The 20,720-nt window shown below is 66.9% G+C and carries 21 protein-coding genes; 10 read left to right on the top strand and 11 right to left on the bottom strand.

Features of this window, described 5'->3' with window-relative positions; translation table 11 throughout:
• Positions 1 to 149: 149 nt before the first annotated feature.
• The 4 genes from xerC to lptM form a co-directional block, all read right to left on the bottom strand.
• On the bottom strand, positions 150 to 1,037 hold the full coding sequence (gene xerC / locus QQA13_RS16130) for a tyrosine recombinase XerC (RefSeq protein WP_108471250.1): 888 nt from the start codon (positions 1,035 to 1,037) through the stop codon (positions 150 to 152).
• A 7-nt stretch (positions 1,038 to 1,044) separates the two neighbouring features.
• Entirely contained in the window at positions 1,045 to 1,737 is a 693-nt protein-coding gene (locus QQA13_RS16125) for a DUF484 family protein (RefSeq protein WP_108471251.1), read from the bottom strand.
• Between the two features lie 94 nt (positions 1,738 to 1,831).
• A complete protein-coding gene (gene dapF, locus QQA13_RS16120; RefSeq protein ID WP_108471252.1) occupies positions 1,832 to 2,677 on the bottom strand; it encodes a diaminopimelate epimerase in 846 nt (281 codons plus the stop codon).
• Positions 2,678 to 2,690: 13 nt separating this feature from the next.
• Entirely contained in the window at positions 2,691 to 2,870 is a 180-nt protein-coding gene (gene lptM, locus QQA13_RS16115; RefSeq protein ID WP_108471253.1) for an LPS translocon maturation chaperone LptM, read from the bottom strand.
• Positions 2,871 to 2,982: 112 nt separating this feature from the next.
• On the opposite strand from lptM, the gene QQA13_RS16110 reads away from it, so the two are divergent.
• Complete coding sequence (locus QQA13_RS16110) at positions 2,983 to 3,672, top strand: hypothetical protein (protein ID WP_108471284.1); 690 nt, start codon at positions 2,983 to 2,985, stop codon at positions 3,670 to 3,672.
• Here the strand turns inward: QQA13_RS16110 and idi are convergent.
• The 5 genes from idi to QQA13_RS16085 all read right to left on the bottom strand — a co-directional run bounded on the left by idi (position 3,650) and on the right by QQA13_RS16085 (position 9,239).
• A complete protein-coding gene (gene idi / locus QQA13_RS16105) occupies positions 3,650 to 4,237 on the bottom strand; it encodes an isopentenyl-diphosphate Delta-isomerase (protein WP_108471254.1) in 588 nt (195 codons plus the stop codon). The genes QQA13_RS16110 and idi overlap by 23 nt on opposite strands.
• A complete protein-coding gene (locus QQA13_RS16100; RefSeq protein ID WP_108471255.1) occupies positions 4,230 to 6,566 on the bottom strand; it encodes a hydroxymethylglutaryl-CoA reductase, degradative in 2,337 nt (778 codons plus the stop codon). Before QQA13_RS16100 ends, idi begins: the two co-directional genes overlap by 8 nt.
• A gap of 28 nt (positions 6,567 to 6,594) precedes the next feature.
• Positions 6,595 to 7,614, bottom strand: coding sequence for a mevalonate kinase family protein (locus QQA13_RS16095; RefSeq protein WP_108471256.1), 1,020 nt, complete (start codon positions 7,612 to 7,614; stop codon positions 6,595 to 6,597).
• Complete coding sequence (mvaD, locus tag QQA13_RS16090) at positions 7,614 to 8,606, bottom strand: diphosphomevalonate decarboxylase (RefSeq protein ID WP_108471257.1); 993 nt, start codon at positions 8,604 to 8,606, stop codon at positions 7,614 to 7,616. The genes QQA13_RS16095 and mvaD overlap by 1 nt, the downstream gene beginning before the upstream one ends.
• Before the next feature lie 99 nt (positions 8,607 to 8,705).
• Positions 8,706 to 9,239 carry a GNAT family N-acetyltransferase gene (locus QQA13_RS16085; RefSeq protein WP_428992325.1) on the bottom strand — a complete coding sequence of 178 codons (534 nt, stop codon included), beginning with the start codon at positions 9,237 to 9,239 and terminating at the stop codon, positions 8,706 to 8,708.
• A gap of 191 nt (positions 9,240 to 9,430) precedes the next feature.
• Between QQA13_RS16085 and QQA13_RS16080 the strand changes: the two genes are divergently transcribed.
• Positions 9,431 to 10,918 (top strand): RimK family protein, encoded by a 1,488-nt coding sequence (locus tag QQA13_RS16080; RefSeq protein ID WP_108471259.1) that lies wholly within the window; start codon positions 9,431 to 9,433, stop codon positions 10,916 to 10,918.
• A gap of 53 nt (positions 10,919 to 10,971) precedes the next feature.
• Here QQA13_RS16080 and QQA13_RS16075 read toward each other — a convergent pair whose 3' ends face one another.
• Entirely contained in the window at positions 10,972 to 11,229 is a 258-nt protein-coding gene (locus QQA13_RS16075) for a hypothetical protein (RefSeq protein WP_108471260.1), read from the bottom strand.
• Positions 11,230 to 11,348: 119 nt separating this feature from the next.
• On the opposite strand from QQA13_RS16075, the gene aroE reads away from it, so the two are divergent.
• Positions 11,349 to 12,179 (top strand): shikimate dehydrogenase, encoded by an 831-nt coding sequence (aroE, locus tag QQA13_RS16070; RefSeq protein ID WP_108471285.1) that lies wholly within the window; start codon positions 11,349 to 11,351, stop codon positions 12,177 to 12,179.
• 316 nt (positions 12,180 to 12,495) lie between these two features.
• On the opposite strand, the gene QQA13_RS16065 is transcribed toward aroE, so the two are convergent.
• On the bottom strand, positions 12,496 to 13,293 hold the full coding sequence (locus tag QQA13_RS16065) for a hypothetical protein (RefSeq protein ID WP_234411302.1): 798 nt from the start codon (positions 13,291 to 13,293) through the stop codon (positions 12,496 to 12,498).
• Positions 13,294 to 13,460: 167 nt separating this feature from the next.
• On the opposite strand from QQA13_RS16065, the gene QQA13_RS16060 reads away from it, so the two are divergent.
• From QQA13_RS16060 to QQA13_RS16030, 7 genes are all read left to right on the top strand, one after another.
• The gene (locus tag QQA13_RS16060; protein WP_159082172.1) at positions 13,461 to 14,945 is read left to right on the top strand and encodes an ADP-ribosylglycohydrolase family protein; all 1,485 of its coding nucleotides are present in this window, start codon (positions 13,461 to 13,463) and stop codon (positions 14,943 to 14,945) included.
• Between the two features lie 109 nt (positions 14,946 to 15,054).
• Positions 15,055 to 15,384, top strand: coding sequence for a hypothetical protein (locus tag QQA13_RS16055; RefSeq protein WP_108471262.1), 330 nt, complete (start codon positions 15,055 to 15,057; stop codon positions 15,382 to 15,384).
• Positions 15,385 to 15,442: 58 nt separating this feature from the next.
• Positions 15,443 to 15,847 carry a hypothetical protein gene (locus QQA13_RS16050; protein WP_159082173.1) on the top strand — a complete coding sequence of 135 codons (405 nt, stop codon included), beginning with the start codon at positions 15,443 to 15,445 and terminating at the stop codon, positions 15,845 to 15,847.
• A gap of 112 nt (positions 15,848 to 15,959) precedes the next feature.
• Positions 15,960 to 17,738 (top strand): copper resistance system multicopper oxidase, encoded by a 1,779-nt coding sequence (locus QQA13_RS16045; RefSeq protein WP_108471263.1) that lies wholly within the window; start codon positions 15,960 to 15,962, stop codon positions 17,736 to 17,738.
• Positions 17,735 to 19,018: a copper resistance protein B gene (locus tag QQA13_RS16040; protein ID WP_234411303.1), complete on the top strand. Its 1,284-nt coding sequence runs from the start codon at positions 17,735 to 17,737 to the stop codon at positions 19,016 to 19,018. Before QQA13_RS16045 ends, QQA13_RS16040 begins: the two co-directional genes overlap by 4 nt.
• A gap of 11 nt (positions 19,019 to 19,029) precedes the next feature.
• On the top strand, positions 19,030 to 20,133 hold the full coding sequence (locus QQA13_RS16035; RefSeq protein ID WP_108471264.1) for a c-type cytochrome: 1,104 nt from the start codon (positions 19,030 to 19,032) through the stop codon (positions 20,131 to 20,133).
• Positions 20,134 to 20,144: 11 nt separating this feature from the next.
• Positions 20,145 to 20,687, top strand: a complete 543-nt coding sequence (locus tag QQA13_RS16030; RefSeq protein ID WP_343230547.1) for a DUF411 domain-containing protein — start codon at positions 20,145 to 20,147, stop codon at positions 20,685 to 20,687.
• The last annotated feature ends 33 nt before the right edge of the window (positions 20,688 to 20,720 follow it).

Raw genomic sequence — 20,720 nt, 5'->3', positions numbered from 1 at the left:
GCCGCGGTGGGAACGCTTCAATGTCGGGCTTCTGTTCCTCCCCCTGCTTGCAGGGGGAGGTCAGGAGGGGGCAAGGCTTTTGACTTTCAGGTCAAGAGCACCCCTCCCCAGCCCTCCCCTGCAAGCACGGGGAGGGAGTTGTTCGGGCGTCACGGCTTGTGTTTCGCCCGCGGGTGCGCGGCGTCGTAGACCTTCGCCAGGTGCTGGAAATCCAGGTGGGTATAGATCTGCGTGGTGGCGATGTCGGCGTGGCCGAGCAGTTCCTGCACCGCGCGCAGGTCACCGGAGGATTCCAGCATGTGGCTGGCAAAGGTGTGGCGCAGCAGGTGCGGGTGGATGTGCTTCGGGATGCCCTGCTGCAGTGCCAGCTTGTTCATGCGCAGCTGCACCGTGCGCGGGTTGATCGGCGCGCCGCCACGACCGCGGAACACCGGGCCGTCCGCCGGCATGCCCTCGGCGGCGCCGAGCGCGCGCAGCGCGGCGACGGCGTGGCGGCCGACCGGCACGATGCGCGTCTTGCTGCCTTTGCCGAGCACGCGTACCTCGCCTTCGTCGAGGTTGAGGCCGAGCCAGCGCAGGCCGACCAGCTCGGACAGGCGCAGCCCGCTGGAATAGAACAGCTCCAGCATCGCGCGATCGCGCACGGCGAGCTGGCCGCCGCTGTCGGTCTCGACCAGCGCGGTGGCCTCGTCCACGTCGAGCACCTGCGGCAGCTTGCGGCGCACCTTCGGGCCGCGTACGCCGAGCAGCGGATCACTGGCCAGCTGGCCTTCGCGGTTGAGCTGGCGGAACAGGCTGCGGCAGGACGACAGCAGGCGCTGCACGCTCTTCGGCGCCAGGCCGGCGCGGTGCTCGCCGGCGATGAACGCGCGCATCCGGTTCGCGTCCAGCGCATCGAACGCGTCCAGCTGCTGCTCGTGCATGAAGCGCAGCAGCTTGGCCAGGTCGCGGCGGTAGCCGGCCAGCGTGTGCGGCGAGGCATGCCGCTCACCCGCGAGGCGGGCCAGCCATTGCTCAACCTGTTGTGCGGGGGTCATCGCCGGCTCAGGAAACATCCCGCGAGCGGGCCAGCGCGGCGGTGATGGTGGCCGCGATCATCTTCAGGAACAGTGTGCCCATGCCGGGCTGGAAACGGTCCGGGTTGGTGCTGCCGATCGCCAGGATGCCGCTGTCGCCCAGCCGCATCATCGCAACCGAACGGATCTGCCCGGCGTCGATGCCGAACAGGCGTTCGAGTTTCTCGGTGGACAGGCGGCCGGAGACCGGCTCGTTCTTTTGCAGGAACTCGCGAAATTCCGGCAGCGCGGCAGCGCCGCCGGGAATCTGCTGCAGCCAGTCCGCGCGCGGCAGCTGCGGCTCGTCGCCGAACAGCAGCAGGCGCACCTGCTCGGTGTGGAAATCCGCGCTGAGCTTGGCGACCACCGTGCGCGCGGTGACCTCCATCGTGTTCGCACGCAGCAGCGCCACGGTGAGCGCGTGCACGCGCTCCATCAGCTTCTCGTTCTCGGCGGCGATCGCGATCAGCTCGGCCAGCTGGCGTTCGAGTTCCGCGTTCTTGTCGCGCAGGCTCTGCAACTGGTACACCGCCAGTGACGATACCGCGCCGCCCTGCTCACGCGGCGGCATGGTCAGCCTGGCGGCCAGCTCGGGATATTCGCTGAGGAATTCCGGATGGCGTTTCAGGTAGGCGGCGACCACGCGGGCCTGGGTGGCGTCGTCGAGCAGGGTGGCAGTCATGCGCGAAAATCCTCGAACCGTTGCGGGGCGCGCGAAGAAGGCGAGCCGTCCGGCTGGAGTGTGCGATGGACGCGGGCGCGCTTCAACCGCTGCGTCAGGCGGCGGCCGGAACCGGCCATTCGCCCTCGAAGGCGAACGCGGCCGGGCCGGTCATCCACAACGTGTGGCCGGGGCCGGCCCAGTCGATGCGCAGCGTGCCGCCGGGCAGCTCGACCGCCACCGCGTCGTCGACCTCGCCGCGCCGGTGCAGCACCGCCATCGCGGCGCAGGCGCCGGTACCGCAGGCCAGGGTCCAGCCGGCGCCGCGTTCGTGCACGCGCAGGCGCAGGTGGCCGCGGTCCTGCCGCTGCACGAAGCCGGCGTTGGCGCCCTGCGCGAAGCGTGGGTGGTTTGTCAGCAGCGGTCCGAGCCGCTGCAGAGCGGGGTCGGCGAGATCGTCCACCGCCAGCACCGCATGCGGGTTGCCCATCGACACCGCACCGATGTCCAGTGTCTCGCCGGCTACGTCGATCGCGTAGCGGTCGGCCACGGCGTCGGCCGCGAACGGAATCCGCGCCGGTTCGAACACCGGCTCGCCCATGTCCACGGTGACCTCATTGGCGCCGAGCAGGCGCACCGTTACCGGGCCGGACGGGCTCTCGATCGCCACGTGCTGGCCGATCGCCAGTGCACCGGCACGGTGCAGCCACGCCGCCACGCAGCGCACGCCGTTGCCGCACTGGCCGGACGGCGAACCGTCGGCGTTCCAGATGCCGTAGTAGAACGCGCCGGCCTGGTTGCGTGCCGGCTCGATGCTCAGCAGCTGGTCGAAGCCCACGCCGGTATGGCGGTCGGCCAGCGCGCGGATCTGCGCCGCGTCCAGCGTGAACCGGTGTTCCCGGCAATCCAGCACGACGAAGTCGTTGCCGATGCCGTGCATCTTCGAGAAGCGCAGTTGCATGGGCGGCCGCCGCTCAGTGCTGGCCGGCCGCCGGGTCGCCGACGCTGGCCGGCACCGCGGGCGCGGCCGGTTTCACCATGGTCGACGCCGCGGCGGGTTGGCTCGACGGCAGCACCAGCGGCCCCTTGTTGCCGCAGCCGGCAAGCGTGGCGATGGCGAGGCAGAACGGCAGCAGCAAGAAGGATCGGCGCATGGTCGGGATTCCTGAAGACGGGGGCAGTATAGCGAGGCGCGACGGGTCGGCCGCGGCGTCGCCCGTTATGATGCGCATACGAAGTGCACGACGCGGCAACGAGGTGATGACGATGGACTGGAGCGCGCTGCTGCGCATGCCGATGACCGTGCTGCTGGTGTTGGCGGCGGTGTTTGCCTTGATCACCCTGGTGCAGCTGGTGGCCCTGCGCCAGCGCCTGCACGCCGGCCGGCATCTGGCCGCCAGCTGGCGTGCGCTGCTGTGCGTGGCCTGTTTCGCGCTGACCCTGCTGCTGGCTGGTGCCGGGCTCGCCCTGCGCGGCTACCGACTGCTCGGCGAGGAGGCGCCGGTGGTCGAGATCGACGCGCGCATCCTGTCGCCGCAGCGCTGGGCGCTCACCCTCAGCTGGCCTGACGGCAGCACGCGCCAGCTGCAGCTGGCCGGTGACGCCTGGCGCGTCGAGGCGATCGTGCTGAAGTGGAAACTGCCGGCCCTGCTGGCCGGCGTGCCGCCGCTGTACCGGCTCGACCGGCTGTCCGGCCGCTACGACGATCCGGCGCAGGAGGCCGCAGCACCGCGCACGGTGATCGGCTTCGACCAAGCCGGCGCGTTCGACCTGCTCAGCCTGAAAAAACAGTACCCGCGCTGGGTGCCGGAGATCGACACCGTGTACGGCAGCGGCGCGTTCCTGCCGCTGGTCGATGGCGGGCACTACGCGGTGAGCCTGATGCGCACCGGTGCGCTGGTGGCGCGCCCGGATGCCGCGACCGCGGAAAAAATCAGCCACCCGCTGGGGGGCTGAGGCAGGCCGACAGTGCCGGGTCGCGGCGCAGCTGCGCCCACTCGAGCTTCAGCCACGGCGTGAAGTGCTCCGGGCAGCGGGCGATCTCGCGATCGAGTGCGGCCGGTGCGACGAAGCGCCAGGCCTCGACCTCGGTGGCATTGGCGTGTACCGGCTGCGTGCAGGTGCCGGCGTAGACCCAGCACAATTCGTGTTCGGCGCCGAGCCCGCGGTAATCGGCCTGGTATTCGAACTTGAACAGGTAGCGCAGCGGGCAGCGCATGCCCAGCTCCTGCTGCAGGCGCCGTTCGGTGGCCTGCTCCATGCTTTCCCCCTGGTGCGGATGGCTGCAGCAGCTGTTGGCCCAGTAACCGGGCCACAGCCGCTTGCCGCGGCTGCGCTGCTGCAGCAGCAGCTCGCCGTACCCATTGAAGATGAACAGCGAGAAGGCGCGATGGCGCTGGCCGTGGCCATCGTGGGCGGCCGCCTTGCTGGCATGGCCGATCGCGCGATCGTCGGCGTCGACCAGGATCAGCTGCTCGGCTTCGGAGGAGACCGTGGGGTGGCGTGGCGACGCGTCAGCCAAAGGACACCTCCAGCGCCTGGTAGCCGGCATCGCGCATCGCCCGGGCCACGCGCGCGCCGCCATCGGGACACAGCGCGATCACCGCGCCGCCGCCACCGCCACCGGTCAGCTTGGCGCCCGCGGCGCCGTGCTCGCGCGCCAGCTGGACCAGCTCCTCGATCTCGCGGCTGGATACCTGCAGCGCGTTCAACTGGCCCTGGCAGATGTTCATCAGTTCGCCGAGCTCGCCCAGGTCGTGGGCTTCCAGCGCGTCGAGCGCGTGCCGGGTCAGCACGTCGATCTCGTCGAAGATGCGTTCGTAGCGCGCCGGATGCTGCAGCCACGCCTGGCGCACGCGCGCCACCATCCTGGCGGTCAGGCTCTCGCTGCCGCTCAGGCCGATCACCAGCGGCAGCGGCTGCTTCAGCGCAAGCGGGCGGCTCGTCGCCGGCTCGCCACGCCGGTACAGCAGCGCCTGGCCGTGGGTGGCGACCGTGTTGTCGATGCCCGAGGGCGTGCCGTGGGCGATCTTCTCGCACTCGAAAGCCAGCGCGCAGACGCTGGCGTCATCTAGGCCCAGCGCGCAGTGCCTGTCCAGTGCGCGGATCACCGCCACCGCCAGCGCCGCCGAGCCACCCAGGCCCATCGCCCGGGGCATTTCCGGCGCCACCTGGATGCGCAGCGCGCGCTGGCTCAGGCCGAGCCGCTCCAGCAGCAGCGTCAGCGACTGCAGGAAGGAACCCGGACGCGCCGGCTGCTGCAGGCGTTGCTCGATGCCCCAGCGCGGGATCAGCAGCGTGGTGCCGTCGCGGGCGTCCTCCACGCGTGCGCGGATCGCCAGCGGCAACGGCGCGGCGATCGCGTGGCGGCCGTACACCACGGCGTGTTCGCCGAGCAGGATCACCTTGCCGTGGCCGGCCGCCCATTCCTGCGTGGCGGCCCGCGCCTGGCCGCCTGCCGCTTGTCCCGCCGCCTGCCCGCCCAGCTCGGCCACGATCAGCTGCGCCTTCCACAGCTTGATCTCGCCATCGGCCAGCAGGCGTTCCACCACCTGCTCGAACATCGGCGGCGTGGCGCCGGCCGCCATTGCCACGCTGCGCGCGTGCAGGGTCATGTGGCCTTGCTGGATGCCGTCGGTGACCAGCGCCCGCAGGGCGGAGAAGTTCTGCGCCAGGCCGACGGCGGCCATCACCTCGGCCAGTTCGCGCGCGCCGGGCGAACCCAGCAGGCGGTGGTTGATCGCCACCATCGGGTTCGCCTGCAGCGAGCCGCCCACGGTGCCGACCTTGAGCGGCAGCTCGATGCTGCCGACCAGGTCGCCCTGCGCGTTGCGCGACCAGCGGGTCAGCGCGCGATAGCCCTGGCCGCGCGCAGCGTAGGCATGCACCGCCGCCTCCAGCGCGCGCCAGTCGTTGCCGGTGGCCAGTGCCACCGCGTCCACGCCGTTCATGACGCCCTTGTTGTGGGTCGCGGCACGGTACGGGTCGACCAGCGCGAGGTCGTTGGCCAGGATGATGCCGTCGCGCACCTGTCCGCCATCGTGGCCCTTGCCGGCCAGCGCATGCGCCGGGATCACCGCACTGGCGCGCACCAGCGCGCGGTCGGTCAGGTTGGACAGGATGCGCAGGCAGGCCTTGCCGCCGGTGATCGCCTCCGCCAGCGGGGCCACGCCCTCGCACATCGTGTTGACCAGGTTGGCACCCATGGCGTCGCAGGTGTCGACCAGCAGGTGCAGCACCACCATGTCCGGGCCACCGTCCGGCGCGGCGTGGATCAGCACCTCGACATCCACCACCCCGCCGCCGCGCGCGACCATGTTCGGGTGCAGGCTGTTGGCCAGGTTGATGATCTCCTCGCGCCGCTGCAGCAGGGCCGTGCGCGCCCTGCCCGAGTGGGCCAGGCCGGTCAGCTGGACCTGGCCGATCAGCAAGGGCCGGTCGCTCGCGGTGGTGAAACCGCCGCAGCCGCGCACCAGCTTGGCGGCGGCGCTCAGCGCGGCCACGATCGACGGCTCCTCGACCACCAGCGGCACCACGTAGTCCTTGCCGTTGATCAGGAAATTCAGGCCCAACCCCACCGGTAGTCCCATCACGCCGATGACGTTCTCGATCATCTTGTCGGCCTGCACCGGTTCCAGCCGCTGCGCACCGCTGGTCAGCGCGCGATGGTCGGCCCGGGTCAGCAGTCCGCGACTGCGCAAGAGCTGCAGCCGCTCGGTCAGCGCCAGTCGATGGAAGCCGGGCAGGCGGACGGGATGCTCGGGCGCGTGTGCCGCGTGATCGCGCGGCGTGTCGTCGGCCTGGGTGGCGGCAGGCGAGTCGGCCTGCCCGGTTGCGGGTAACGAGTCCACGGGGATTTTCCTGGATAGGTCGGTCGAATCAGTGCACCTGCACGCTGGCGGCGGCGGCCGGGTGCAGGTCGAGCACGGGAAAGCCGGCGGCGCTGGCGGCCCGCCGGAAGGCCTGCAGGCGCGCGGCGTCGGTGGCCAGCGCGATGCCGATGTCGCCGCCGCCGGCACCGCAGGTCTTGTAGGCAACCCCCAGGCGCGCCGCCAGTGCGGCCAGCGCGCGGTGCTCGGGGCTGAAAATGTCCAGGCCGCTGGCCGCACCCAGGCGATCCAGCGCCTGCGCGCAAGCGGCCACCGCCTCGAGCAGCGCGTCGGCGCTGGCCGCACCGGCGGCCACCGCGGCGCAGTCGCCGAGCTCGCGCATCGCCGTGGCGTGGCGCGTCGGCGCCCGCGCGCGCCAGGCGGCCAGCCGCTGCAGGAAGTGGCCGGTCGAGGCCGGTCGGCCGGACCACACGCAGCACCACTCGAGCCCGTGCGGCCAGGTCGCCGGCGCGATCCGTGGCTGTCCGTCGTGCAGCCGATAGAGCAGCAGGCCGCCGGTCAGGCTGGCGGCGACGTCCAGCCCGCTGCCGTGGCCACCCTGCGCCCGGCGGTGCGCCGCCAGCAGCATGTCGAGGGACGGCGCGCCGCGTCGGCCCAGCGCACGGATCGCACTGGCCAGCGCCACCGTCAGTGCCGCGCTGGAACCCAGGCCGAGCTTGCGCCGGCCGTCGCTGTTGGCGTGGAACGCGCGGGTGTCCAGGCTGGCGCGGAATGGCGGTGGCCGGTCTTCCGCGCCGAGCGTTTCCAGGATGGCGCCGACCAGTCGCAACGGTGCGCTTGCCGCCGCATCCAGCGCCGGCCAGGCGATCCGCCCGGCCGCGTCCAGCCGGCCGTGCGCGGCATCGATGCCGAGCCCGGGCGCCGTGATCTCGTAGTCGCTGCCGCCGGTGTCTTCCAGCGTCACGTGTGCCCGCCGGTCGATCGCCAGCACCAGCGCGGGGGCACCCTCCAGCACCGCGTACTCGCCAGCGATCACCAGCTTGCCCGGCGCCGTGGCCAGCACGCGCATCAGGGCGCCTCGCTGTCGTCGAGCCGCCGCGCGCCTTCGCCCAGGCGGCTGCTCAGCACCTGTTCGACGCCGGACAGCTCGGCCAGCGCGGCGGCGACCCGGGGCGCCGCGTCCGGCGTGCAGACGGCTTTCACCTGGGCGCCGGCGTCGACGGTGAAGAAGACCTGCTCGCCCGCGTCCTCGCGCAAGGCGCGAATGCGCTGCATGCAGTCGACGGTGGCGCCGTTCCAGTACAACAGTGGCGGCCGGCTGGACTGCATCACCGCATGCATCTTCAGGCAATTGTGTTCGCTCAGCTCGGCCAGCGCGGCGAAGTCGCGCGCCCGCACTGCGTGTTGCGCGGCCGCCAGGTCCGCCGCCGCACCGTCCACCCACGCCGGGTAGAACGGCGACGTGCGGCGGCTGCGCTCCATGCCGGCGCCCGAGCCGACCGGCTTGCGGCGATCCGTGGTCACCGCGACGACTACCGCCAGCGGCCAGGCGGCGGCGTCGAGCAGGGGCTGCGCGACCGCGTCCGCACCGTCGTCGCGCTGGCCGGCGGCCATGCTGACGAAGCCGCCGAACAGCGAGCGCGCCGCCGAGCCCGAACCCTGCCGGGCCAGCATGGACAGGGTCTGGCGATCCAGTGCGAGGCCGAGCGCGGCATCGGCCGCCACCACCAGCGCCGCGAAGCCGGATGCCGAGGAAGCCAGTCCTGCCGCGGTGGGGAAATTGTTGTGCGTGTCGATCCGCGCGCGCTGCGCGGTGCCGGCGCGTTGCCGCAGCAGATCCAGGCAGGTGCTGGCCCGGGCCAGCGTGGCCGGGTCTTCCGCCCCGTTCAGGCGCAGCTCGTCATGCCGCAGCGACGCATCGAACTCGACCCGGGTGCGCGTCCACAGCGCGTCCAGGGTGATCGACAGGGAGCCGGTGACCGGCAGGTTCAATCGCGTGTCGCGTTTGCCCCAGTATTTGACCAGGGCAATGTTCGGTTGTGCTTGCGCGGTGGCGGCCATCGGGGTTCCGGCCAGACACGTCGCCGGCACCCGCGCCATTGTGCCGGCGACGGACCTTGCGCGACCTGATGTACATCAGGTCGCGCACCCTCGCATGGGTCAGCCGAGCGTCTGCTCGTAGCGCCAGGCGTCGGCGCCGTCTTCGTAGTAGTGCGCGTAGAGGCCGCTGCGGCGGAAGCCGTGGCGTTCGTACAAGCGGATCGCGGCGGCGTTGTCGGTGCGCACTTCCAGTTTCAGGACGCGCGCGCCGCGGCGCCGCGCGGCGTCGGCCACCGCGGCCAGCAGCGCGGCACCGACGCCCTGGCCGCGCGTCTCCGGCGCGGTGGCCAGCGAGTACAGGCGGGCCACCGTGCTGCGCTTTCGGAAGAACAGCACGGCGCTGCCGAGGAAAAGATGATGGTTGGCGCTGGCCACCAGCACCAGCGCGGAATCGCTGTCCAGGTGGCGGCGGTATTGCGCGCGACTCAGCAGGTCGCTGCTGAAGCTGCGTAGCTCCAGCGCGACCAGCTCGTCCAGGTCGGACGCGGCGGCGCGGCGCACGCGCAGGCTGGCGGAAGCCGGCGGCATCCCGGTGGATTCCGCTACGACGCGGCGGGCGTGGTCATGTGGCGGCAGGGGCAGGGTGATCGGCACGCGCGGACTCTAGCAGCCGGCCCGGCGCGTGCGGGTGATTTCTGCTGGCCGGCATGCGCCGGACTCGTTCACTCGCGCTTCAGCGCTTTCCCTTGTGCCATGCCGACGCTGTGCCAAACTCCGCGTTTTGCACATCCCGCCCCGTCCCGCGCAAGGGCGGCCCGCCATCGCCGTATCCCCCGAGTGGTGCCATGACCCGTCTGGTCGTCGTTGTCGAAAAAGCTTCCGACTGGAGCTCGTACTACCCGTCGGTCGACGTGATGAGCGCGATGGACTACCTGCGCACGCCGGTCGGCGGCGACGACGAACGCACCCACGTGATCAACCTGTGCCGCAGCTACAAGTACCTGGGCACCGGTTACTACGTGTCGCTGCTGGCCGAGGCGCGCGGGCACAAGGTGATGCCGTCGGTGCGCACGGTGAACGACCTGCGCCGGCGCTCGCTGTACGGCCTGGACATCGACGACCTCAACCAGAAGCTCACCCACTTCCTGCCGGCCGGCGGCCGCGACACCACCGACTTCGGCACCCTGGTCTACTTCGGCGAGACCGCCTACCCGGCGCTGCAGGACCTGGCCCGGCAGGTGTTCGAAATGTTCCCCTGCCCGCTGCTGCGCATCGAGTTCGAGCGTGACCGCGTGTGGCAGGTCAGTTCGATCAAGCCGGTCGGCCTGCACACCCTGGTCGACACCCAGGAGGACGCGTTCGCCGAGGAGCTCGACCGCTTCTCGCGCAAGTTGTGGCGCAAGCCGCGTGCGCGGCGTCAGTACCGCTACGACCTGGCCATGCTGGTCGACCCGAAGGAACAGATGCCGCCGTCGAACAAGAAGGCGCTGAAGGCATTCGTGGCCGCCGGCAGGGAGCTCGGCATCGAGGTCGACCCGATCGGCAAGAACGACTACCAGCGCCTGGCCGAATACGACGGCCTGTTCATCCGCGAGACCACCGCGAGCGACAACCACACCTACCGCTTCGCCCACCGCGCCGAGAAGGAAGGCATGGTGGTGATCGACGACCCCAGCTCGATCCTGCGCTGCACCAACAAGATCTACCTCAACGACCTGATGGTCTCGCGCAAGCTGGCGGTGCCGCGTACCGAGATCCTCTACCGCGACGACAGCAAGGGCATGAAGGAAGTGGTGGCCCGGCTCGGCTTCCCGCTGGTGCTGAAGATCCCGGACGGCTCGTTCTCGCGCGGCGTGGTCAAGGTCGAGGACGAGGAGGCGCTGGCGCACGCGGCCAGCGGCCTGTTCCAGCACAGCGCGCTGCTGCTGGCGCAGGAATACGTCTACACCGAGTTCGACTGGCGCATCGGCGTGCTCAACCGCCAGCCGATCTACGCCTGCAAGTACTACATGTCGCGCGGCCACTGGCAGATCTACAACCACGGCGCCAAGGGCACGGCAAAATCCGGCGGCTTCGAGACCATCGCGCTGAAGGAGGCGCCGGCGGCGGTGGTCAAGCTGGCGCTGAAGGCGACCCAGCCGATCGGCGACGGCCTCTATGGTGTCGACCTGAAGCAGGTCGGCAACAAGCCGGTGGTGATCGAGGTGAACGACAACCCATCGATCGACGCCGGCGTCGAGGACGCCTACCTCGGCGAAGAGTTGTACCTGCGCGTCATGCGGGAGTTCCTGCGCCGGATGGAGCGCAAGCGCCAGGGCGACACCGCCGACTGACGCTGATGCGCGCCCTCCCCTGCAACGCGGAGGAAGGTCCGGGCGGGGCGCTGCTAATGCCAGGCCGCGTGTCGGACCATGCGCCGCCGCGGCCGGCACAGCGCCAGCAGTTGCCGCGGCAGCGAAGGCTCCAGCGCCAGCAGCACGACCAGCGGCGCGCCGAGCAGCCAGAACGTCGGCGTCCAGCCGAGCAAGTCGGTGTGCGCCGGCACGAGTGTGCTCAGCAGCAATGCGCCGCCGCCCAGCAGCCACAGCGTGGCCGCGCCGAGCAGGCGTGGATGGTGGGCGGGTGGCAAGGCTGGCGTGCGCATGGCGGTCGTCTCGTCGGGATGGGCAAGCACAGGCTGGCGCGTGCCCATCTCACCGGCTGCGACCCCCTTGCGGCGGACCCCCACGTAGAATGGCCGCCAGCCACCACCGGGAAATCTTCATGCCAGCCGCCCAGTTCGCCGTGTTCGGCCATCCGATCAGCCACTCGCTGTCGCCGACCATCCACCAGGCATTCGCGCGGCAGTTCGGCATCGAGCTGGAATACCGCGCGATCGACGTGGCGCCGGCCGATTTCGCCGCGGTGGTGCACCGCTTCTTCGCCGACGGCGGCCGCGGCGCCAACGTCACCCTGCCGCACAAGGCCGCGGCGTTCGCGCTGGCCGCGCAGCGCAGCGTGACGGCCACCCGCGCCGGCAGCGCCAACGTGCTGACTCCACTAGCCGACGGCGGGCTGGCCGCGCACAACACCGATGGCGATGGTCTGGTGCGCGACCTCACCGAACGCCATGACCTGGACCTGCGCGGCCACACCGCCCTGCTGCTGGGCGCCGGCGGCGCCGCGCACGGCGTGGCGTGGAACCTGCTGGACGCCGGCGTGGAAACGCTGACCATCGTCAACCGTTCGCCTGCGGCGGCCGACGCGCTCGCCGACGCGATCGGCGATCCGGCGCGGGCGCATACGCGCTACTGGGAAGACCTGGCCGACATCGGCAGCTACGACCTGATCGTCAACGCCACCTCGGCTGGCGTGCTGGGCGCGGCGCTGCAGTTGCCGTTCTCGCTGGTCGGGGCGCGCGCACTTTGCTACGACCTTTCGTACGGCAGGGCTGCCATCGACTTCCTTGACTGGGCGCGCACGGCCGGCGCGCGCTACGCGGTCGATGGTCTCGGCATGCTGCTGGAAACCGCCGCCGCCGCGTTCGAGCTGTGGCATGGCCAGCGCCCGGACACCGAGCCGGTGTACCAGTCGCTGCGCCAGCAAGGCGCGTGAACGCACCGGCCTGCCGCGTCGGTTGCGGCGCCTGCTGCATCGCGCCGTCGATCAGTTCTTTTGTTCTTTAGCCCATAGCGAGCCAGTTTTTTGTCAGGATGCAAACTTGTCTTCGAATAGACAATAAAAAGCAATAATTATCAATTCACTACTTGGATGCTTCTTCAGTTTATGAGCTAAATTTGACAGCAGATTTTGACTGCATGATTTGAGCACGCTTTGCCTTACATTGTTTCATCGAAGGGTCGGGCGAGTGTCTGGTTTCTACGGAATGATTCGCCCTTTGACTTGTTCCGAGCACCCAAGAGTTTAGAAATCAGTGAAGGGTTCGATGCCGCGTCATCGAGCCGCGTAAAAGTTCCAGCGAAGGGCTCTTAGCAAAGTATTCGTCGTCAAGACGTGTCACTTCGTGGGCGAAGATCAATGAAATACTGCTCATGGAGAGCTCGGCTGGACGGGTCATGCCGCGGATGTTCCAGCCCTCAGCGTTCGCACGTCCGGAGAAGCTGGTAACAGAACTCGCAAATACCAATCCTAGTCTTGCCGACTCCACGCCTCCCAGTTGATGGGTTGTTGCAACAGATCGAACCGATAAATAGACCAGGTACATCACCTGATTGACACTGAAAATTTCTAATGCATGTCGAAGCGCGTCGATCGCGCAGTAGGTCCAGTCAGGGTTGTAACCGGACTTCGACAACAGCCACCCGGTGTATTGGGCCACCTCGGCGAGCGCCAGATCCTCCCAAAGCGCAAGAAGGGCTGATAGCGACTCGTCATCATCGAAGTCGACATCACTCCAAATTTCGTTGGCAATGTCGTGTCGACGCCGACAATCACCAGGTGTCCAGCGAATACGCCACGCCACACTGTCGAAACCGTATTTCATCCAGTCACGGGACAGCAGCCAATCATCGGCGTGTGCCAAAGAGAGTTCTGGCTCGATAACTCCCAGAGCTTGCAAGGATAGAAGGATGCGATGAGAGAAGTGCTCATGAGGAGCTAGCAGATTCTGGAGTGCGTCCAGGGGTAAAAGGCGGGTCAACGAGGCATCTGCCGCCACGCGAACGGCGGCAGTGAAGTACAAGCTGGCGGTCAGATCACTCGGGTTCAAGGTTGGCCTTCGTCGTCTCGTGATTTGCACCGTTGTGCGAGTGCAATGGCTGCGGCAAACCGGCGATACTAAGGAAATCTTAGCCGGCGAGCAAATTTAATTTCATGGCTCAACCCGGAAGTCTGTATATAAGGCGCGATCGTCTCGCCGGTGGCCTATGGGGCCTCTTGATCGGTAATGCCCTGGGCGTGCCGTATGCGCATCACGATGTAGAGGAATTGGTCGCTATCGAGACGATCGACTTCGAACCTCCCGCAGGCTTCGACCGATCCTATGTGGATGTACCTCCACGAACATGGACCATGCAGGGAGCGCAGGCGTTGTGTCTTCTGCACGCGCTTCTCCTTCACGAGCAGTTTGGCCTGGATGATCTGACAGAGCGTGTGATCGGCTGGGCCGAGATGGGCCTTTATTCGGTCGACTCCTGTAAGCCCGCAAACGATCCCGACATGGCTGGTATGGTCCAGTCGCTATTGAACGCGCCTTCTGGCCACGTTTCACATGATGCGGTGCGTACCGATGACCGAAGTGCGTTGATCCGTATGCTTCCGCTCGTTCTCTGCCACCTTGGTAGCGAGGCGGAGCTGGTTGCCAAGGCGATACAATTGTCCTCAACCAAGACAGCACACCGTTTCGCCAAGACCGTGTCCGTGATGTATGCCTTGTGGGCGCGCGCCGAACTGGATGCCATTCCTGCGCCATGGACCTATGCCGCGGCACGATTGCGCGAGCTAGGCCCAACGGCCGGGCTGGCTATGACGGATATTGAACAGGTGCTTGATCTTGAGCATGGAGGCTATGCTTCGGGCAGCAGCGACGTCATTGATAGCTTGTGGTCGGCACGGGTGGCGATGAATGAAACCAATAGCTATGCCGATGCCGTGCGTCGCGCGATTACTTTCGGAGGTGACACGGATATCACAGCGGCCGTGACGGGTGGCCTCGCCGGGCTCCGATATGGCATGTATGGCATTCCGGATATGTGGCGCGAGCAGCTACGCGGCAAAGAAAAAATAGACGACCGGCTCGTTGTGCTCCTGATCCATGCCACGCCGCGCCAAGCCCCCTGGATCAGCAAGGCGCGCAGTAGTCGCACCGATCCCTTACGCATCGGCACTATCCATCTGGTAGGCGGGGGCAAGATCGGCATCACCTTCTGCCCGGGCAAGAAACAGCCGTTTGCGGAGACGGGCGCGTGGAATCGTGACCTCGACACCGATCTCGAAGCCGTCAGGGCTTGGGGTGCCACGCATCTGGTGACGCTGATTGCCCCTTGGGAGTTTGTCGAGCTTGATGTTGTCGCGCTACCCAAGCGAGCCAAGGCGCACGGGCTGATATGGCACCACGCGCCGATTCTGGATGGGCATGCACCAGACATACTGCCGAAGGATTTCAAACAGGAAGAGTGGTTCGAGGGCAAGTGGCCTGTCATCCTTCCCCAACTTCATGAAGCACTCGATCGCGGTGAAGGCGTGGTCGTGCATTGCAAGGGCGGCTTGGGGCGGGCGGGCACCGTAGCCGCACTTTTGCTGGCAAGTCGTGACCCGGCACTGCCATTCGATGAAGTGGTCGAGCATGTACGCGAAGCACGACCGAATGCGATCGAAACAGTCGTTCAGGAGCGCTATCTGGCGACGCATCTCTCCGGATAGGCCGCTTTCCACACAGTAAGCATGAACGCTCAAATTTCAAATCGCCTTCACATGGCTAGGCGCAGCGTCTGTTCGTTGCGTCTGGCAACTCACTGTTGGAGACGGTCACATGGCTATTTCTCGTAAACCACTAGTTTCGATGCTCGGTTCATTAGGGCTCGCGCTGGTCATCAGTGGTGTCGCCGTGGCCCAGGACAGCACGCCCACAAGCGGTATGGACAAGATGGGTGCGATGCACTCGGACATGAAGGGTATGCACGACAACATGATGGGCATGCACATGATGCCAGCGACCGTGACGGCGGCCGATGCGAAGACCGGCATGGTCGGCGTGACTTCCGAAGGCATGGCTTTGAAGCTGCATTTCCCGCCCGCCACCATGGCCAGCCTGAAAGCCGGTGACAAGATCACGCTGCACATGGGTTTCAGCAAGCCGTGAGACAACTGCACCCACCTCCAGGGTTGAGCGTGTCAGGTCGCACGGGTAAGCTCGGCCCATGACCTTCTCGCTGCGTCTGCTCGCTCGTTCACGTCGTCTTCGGGCGATGGGCGTGCTGGCGTGGCTGATGCTGGTCATCAACTCATTGGCCGCTGCACCGATGGGCATGATGGGAGGCCCCCATTCCCATCCCATGCACGCAACGGTCGCGGCGGCCAGTGAACACTGTCATCACCACGTGGCCGTCAAGGGATCCCGATCCTGTTGCGACGATCAGACCGGTTGCTGTGGCGGCATGACGGGTCAAACCTGCAATTGTGCGGCGATGTGCAGTACCACGTTGCCACCCGCAACGGCTGTCGTTCTGGCCTCGGCCACGATTACTGCCAGCTATGCCATGCCACTGCCCAGCAGTGCGCCCGCGTTGAATACCGCCCCTCCGTTGCGACCACCGGCGGTCTGACTCTCCCTCATTGTTGATGAGCTTTGCTCGTGGTGGTCGCTCGTCGACCATCGTGGCAATCGGCTGTGATCGGTATCGACACGCGCGATACCACCCGCCCTGGAGAGATCCCATGAACCTGTTTTCCCCGCCCCCGGCAGATTTGTCGCGGCGTCGCTTCGTCCAAGGCGTGGCCATCGGTGGCGCGGTGGCCGGCTTGGGCCTGCTGCGCCCCTCGAACGTCTGGGCGCTGACCAGCCCCGGCCACCCCACGGTGTTGAGCGGTACCGACTTCGCGCTGGATATTGCCGAGACGCCGGTCAACTACACCGGCGCCACGCGCCTGGCCACCACCGTCAACGGCGGTATCCCCGGCCCGATCCTGCGTTGGAAGGAAGGCACCACGGTGAACCTGCGCGTCACCAACCGCTTGCGCGTGCCGACCTCGATCCATTGGCACGGCATCATCCTGCCGTTTCAGGAGGATGGTGTGCCGGGCATCAGTTTCGACGGCATTGCCCCCGGCGAAACGTTTCTCTACCAGTTCAAGGTGCGCCAGTCGGGCACCTATTGGTACCACTCACATTCGGGTTTTCAGGAACAGACTGGGCTGTATGGCCCACTGGTGATCGAACCGGCGGGCCCGGATCGCCATCCGACCGATCGCGACTACGTAGTGATACTGAGCGACTGGACCGATGAGGATCCCGAGCGCATCTACGCCAAGCTCAAGAAGCAGAGCGACTACTACAACTTCGCGCAGCCGACGGTGCCGGATTTCTTGCGCGACGTGCGCGAGAAGGGGCTGAGTCAAGCCTTGGCGATGCGCAAGATGTGGAACGAGATGCGCATGAACCCGACGGATCTGGGCGACGTTTCCGGTTACACCTACACCTACCTGATGAATGGTGCCGCGCCGGCCGGCAACTGGACCGGCATCTTCCGGCCAGGTGAAAAAATTCGGTTGCGTTTCATTAATGGCTCGGCATCGACCTTTTTCGACGTGCGCATCCCCGGCTTGAAGATGACGGTGATCGCGGCCGATGGCCAGGACGTGCAGCCGGTGGCGGTCGACGAATTCCGCATCGCGGTGGCGGAGACCTATGACGTCATCGTCGAACCGCAGGACGAGCGTGCATACACGCTGTTTGCCCAATCCATCGACCGCACCGGCTATGCGCGCGGCACGCTGGCACCGCGTGCGGGCATGCTCGCCGATGTGCCGGCGATGGACAAACGCGTGTGGCTCGGCATGCAGGACATGATGGGCGCGATGTCGATGGACGGCATGGGTCACGACAGCAGCCATGGCGCGGGCGCGGCGATGCCCGGCATGGATCACGCCGGCATGGATCACGGCAACATGGCCGGCATGGCGGCTGCACCCGCACCCGTGGTGCGCCACGCCCGTACCGAATACGGCCCCGGCGTGGACATGCATGTCGACATGCCGCGCACCAACCTCGACGATCCGGGCATCGGCCTGCGCGACAACGGCCGCCGCGTGCTGACCTACGCCGACCTGCACACCATCGGCGGCCCGATCGACACGCGCGAACCCGGTCGCGAGATCGAGCTGCACCTCACCGGCAACATGGAACGTTTCATCTGGTCGTTCGACGGCGTGAAGTTCTCCGACGCCAAACCGGTGCACTTCAACAGCGGCGAGCGCCTGCGCATCGTGCTGGTCAACGACACCATGATGAACCACCCGATTCATCTGCACGGCATGTGGAGCGAGCTGGAGAATCCGGACGGCCAATTTCAGGTGCGCAAACACACCATCAACGTGCAACCGGCGCAGCGCGTCACCTATGCGGTATCCGCCGACAACCCCGGCCGCTGGGCGTACCACTGTCATCTGCTGTATCACATGGAAGCGGGCATGTTCCGCGAGGTGGTCGTGTCATGAACATGAATCGTCCCGACACCTCAACTGTTCCGCACCGTTCGGTATTGCTGGCCGCGCTGCTGCTGGCGTTGCCACTGGCAGCCACAGCACAGAGCGCGCCCGCGTCCAGCAGCACATCATCGATGGACATAAGCTCCATGCCAGGCATGGATCACGGCAGTATGCCCGGTATGACCATGCCAGCCACTGCGAGCAGTACCGCGAAGCCGGCAACAAAAGCGCCCGCCGAGAAGGCCGTAAAGAAGTCCATCCCGGCCCCGTCGACTCCCGCTTCCCACGACATGGACGGTATGAAGGGCATGGGTCACAGCACCATGCCAGGCATGGACCACGGCGCGATGTCGGCCATGCCGATGCCCGCCAAGCCTGCCGCATCGGCGGCACCCATCGGTGACATGTCGGGGATGGATCACTCGTCGATGCCCGGCATGAGTTCGGGAGCGATGCAAGGGATGGACCACAGTGGCATGGCCGGCACGGATCACGGCGCGATGCCCAAAAAGGGACAAGGCGACATGGCCGACATGGGCGCGATGCCGGGCATGACGATGGGACCGATGCAGGGTGGCAGCGCGCCTGCGGATGCGCGCAGTGGCGATTATTCCGATGGTGACGCGGGTAGCCCCGTACAGGGGTTGCACATGCACGGCAGCGCGCCGTTCGGCATGCTGCTGATCGATCAACTGGAGGCGTTCCACGGCCGCGATGCCAACGGCCAGAGCTGGGAAGCCCAGGGCTGGTACGGCAACGACGAGAACAAGCTGTGGGTACGCACCGAAGGCGAGCGCAGTCGCGGCAAGCTGGAAGACGGTGACCTGGAGGCGTTCTGGAACCACAACATCGCCACGTTTTGGAGCACTCAGCTCGGTGTACGCCAAGAACTCGGTGAGGGGCCGAACCGTAGTTGGGCGGCCTTCGGCGTGCAGGGCCTGGCACCGTACTGGTTCGAACTGGAAGCGACCGGCTATGTGGGCGCCAACGGGCGCACGGCTGCGCGCCTGCGGGCTGAGTACGAGTTGCTGTTCACGCAGCGGTTGATCCTGCAGCCGGAAGCGGAGGTCAATCTCTACGGCAAGGACGATCCGCAGCGTCGGATCGGCAGCGGTGTCTCCGACGTGCAGTTTGGCCTGCGCCTGCGCTACGAGATCCGCCGGCAGTTCGCACCGTACATCGGGGTGAACTGGGTGCGTCGCATCGGCACCAGCGCCGACTACGCGCGGCAGGATCATCAACCCGTCCTCGATCGGCAAATCGTTGCCGGCGTTCGCATCTGGTTTTGAGGAGAAACATCATGAAGCAACACATCAAGCATCACAGCATCACGGTTGCCGTCGTTCTGGGCGTGCTGGCCATCGGCGCGGGCGCGTTTGTCTACTCCGGCATCTACAACATCGGCGCCGACGACCATCACACCAAGCCTGTGTTCGCGGTACTGCAGACCCTGCGTGAAAACTCCATTCATGCGCGCTCCAAGGACATCGTCGTGCCTGACCTCAACGATCCGCAGTTGATACTCAAGGGCGCCGGTCAATACGCAGCGATGTGCACCGGTTGCCATCTCAAGCCCGGCATGAAGGACTCGGAGATACGCCCGGGTCTGTACCCGCAACCGCCGAACCTGTCGCAGGTGCGGGTGGAGCCGAAGGAAGCGTTCTGGATCATCAAGCACGGCATCAAGATGAGCGCGATGCCCGCATGGGGTGGCAGCCATGACGACCCGACGATGTGGAGCATGGTCGCGTTTCTGCAGAAGCTGCCCGACATGACGCCGGCGCAATACAAGGACATGGTGGCTAGGGCTCCCGCGGATCACGACATGGACGACGAGGGTGGCCACAGTCATGGCGGGGCGGCCGATGAGGACGCCCACGGTGCCGCCGACATGAAGGGCATGGATATGTCAAGTGAAGCCGGTCACAGCCATGATGCGGCTGCGGAAGATGGTCACGATCATGAGGCAGCCGCCGCGCCCGCAGCCGAAGCCCCGTTTTCGCTGGACGGAATGAAGCCGAAGGCGGCACCCGCGGCCGAAGCGGTGGCGCAGGGGTTCCAGACGGCGTTGCAGCGCGGTGATCGCGCGGCCGTGCTCGCGCTACTAGCACCCGAAGTCACCATCAGCGAAGGCGGCCATACGCAGACGCACGACGAATATGCAAATGGCCACTTGGGTGAAGACATCGCGTTCCTGAAGGGTGCGAAGATCACGCCGGTCTCGCTGGGTTCGATGCCAATGGGCGACACCGCCATGGTCGGTAGCGAGAGCGACATCCAGGCCACGGCCAAAGGCAAATCGACCACGTTGCGCAGCCGCGAGCTGCTCAACCTCAAGAAGGACGGCAAGGACTGGAAGATCGTGTCCATCCAGTGGCAATCCGCACCGATACCGGGAGAATGACCGTGAAGCGAATGAGCATCTCAGTCAGGAATGCAAGAAACGTTTTGTTCTCAGCAATCTCGGTTGTTTCCTTCAGCGTGCTTGGTGCCTGCACCCACCCCGTCGATGCGCAGTCCAGCCAGCCATCCCCGGCGACAATCCATGCCGCAACAGCAAGCTCACGGGACGGGTCGCTTCCGGTCATGCTGGTGCACAAGAACGCCAGTTGCGGATGTTGTGGCGCATGGGTCGATCAAATGCGCGCCGCCGGCTTCAGCGTCGACGTGCGCAATGTCGACAACCTCGACCCGGTGAAAAGTCGCGTCGGCGTTCCGGCCAGCAAGGGTTCGTGCCATACCGCCGAAGTGGGCGGCTATTTCGTCGAAGGTCATGTGCCGGCGCTGGACATCAAGCGTCTCCTGGCTGAAAAGCCCGATGCCAAGGGCCTCGTCGTGCCGGGCATGCCGGCTGGCTCACCGGGCATGGAGATGCCCGATGGCAGCGTCCAGCCCTATGTTGTCGAGCTTGTTGCCCACGACGGCACCACTTCCGCCTTCGCTCGCCACGCGTATTGATACGTCGATCAACGTCAAGCCATTGCCGTTGTC

It is taken from the genome of Rhodanobacter thiooxydans, from assembly GCF_030291135.1.
Lineage (GTDB): Bacteria > Pseudomonadota > Gammaproteobacteria > Xanthomonadales > Rhodanobacteraceae > Rhodanobacter > Rhodanobacter thiooxydans_A.
Note: the sequence above shows the minus strand (reverse complement) of the source record. Positions and strands in the feature narration are given on the sequence as shown.